The sequence below is a fragment of the Roseateles sp. P5_B10 genome, from assembly GCF_056400485.1.
Map to the genome: position 1 here is coordinate 1 of NZ_JBFULE010001107.1, position 1,386 is coordinate 1,386.

A 1,386-nucleotide genomic window follows, 5' to 3' on the forward strand; every position below is an offset into this window, starting at 1 on the left:
GCGTGCGCGACACCGCCCTGGCACTGGACATTCTCAGCGGCCCCGAGCCCGGCGACGCCGTCGCCCTGCCCGCGCCGGCCACGCCCTTTGTCCATCAGCTGCGCTCACCGCTGCGCCGGCTGCGCATCGCCTGGTGCGCCGATTCGCCGATTGGCGAGCCGGTGCACGACGAGGCCCGGCTCGCCGTGGAGCGAAGCGTGTCGCTACTGAAAGGCCTCGGCCATGTCGTCGAGCCGGCCCGCCCCGACATCGATGGCCGCACGCTGGCCAACAGCTTCCTGCATATCTACTTCGGTCAGGTGCCGGCCACGCTGAGCCGCGCGGTCGCCCTGGGTGGCCGCGAAGCCGACTTTGAGCCGTTGACCCGTCTCATCGCCACGCTCGGCCGCGCCACCAGCGCCGAACGGCTGACGCTGGAGCTGCTGCGCTGGAACGACTACGCCCGCAGCCTCGCCGCACTGCACGCGCACTACGACCTCTACCTGACGCCGACGCTGGCCTCGCCACCGGTGCTGCATGGCACCGGCGACCCGCCGCCGCTGCAGATTGCCGTGCTGGGCGCGCTGCGCGCCTCGGGGCTGCTGGGCCTGCTCAAGCACGCCGGCCTGCTCGATGGCGTCGTGCAGCAGATGGCCACCGACAGCCTGCGCCATGTCCCCTTCACCCAGCTCGCCAACCTGACGGGCACGCCGGCGATCTCACTGCCGCTGCACTGGACGGCCGACGGCCTGCCGCTGGGCGTGCAGTTCGTTGCAGCGCCGCGCGAAGACGGGCTGCTGCTGCAACTGGCCGCGGAACTGGAAGCCACCCAGCCCTGGTTCGACCGGGTGCCTAGCTGAAGCGCACCGAGGCCTCGAACCCCGGCTCGGCATTGCGCAGCTCCAGCTGGCCGTCATGCGCTTCAGCCACCAACCGGCACAGGCACAGGCCCAGGCCCACACCACCCACATGCCGCGTGCGCGCGGCGTCCGGCCGGTAGAAGGGCTGGCCCAGCTGAGGCAGGGACTCGGGCGGCACGCCGGCGCCGAAGTCACGCACCGTCAAGCGCACGCCCGTGCCTTCGCGAGCCAGCCTGAGCTGCACGGCACCGCGGCTGGCATCGTTGTGGCGCAGCGCGTTCTGCACGAGATTGCGCAGGCACAGCTGCACACGCAGGCGATCCAGCCTCAACGGCGGCAGATCGGGCTCGACATGCAACTCCACGCCGGRCTGGGCATGCTCCTGCGCCAACGCGCCGAGGTCGCAGTCCGACAGCTGCAGCGCGCTGTGCCCGCTGCCCAGGCGCTCGCTCTCCAGCAAGGCCGTGATGAGATCGCGCATCTGCGCCAGCTCGCCCTGCAGCGCGTCGCGTGACTCGCCCTCGCCCACCATCTCGGCGTGCAGGCG

At 71.8% G+C, this 1,386-nt stretch carries 2 protein-coding genes; one reads left to right on the forward strand and one right to left on the reverse strand.

Features of this window, described 5'->3' with window-relative positions:
* Nucleotides 1-839 (forward strand): amidase family protein (locus AC1DU6_RS31235; protein WP_477862016.1); only part of this gene is annotated, 839 nt, incomplete at its 5' end.
* On the opposite strand, the gene AC1DU6_RS31240 is transcribed toward AC1DU6_RS31235, so the two are convergent.
* On the reverse strand, nt 832-1,386 hold a 555-nt coding region (locus AC1DU6_RS31240), incomplete at its 5' end, for a sensor histidine kinase (RefSeq protein ID WP_477862018.1). The genes AC1DU6_RS31235 and AC1DU6_RS31240 overlap by 8 nt on opposite strands.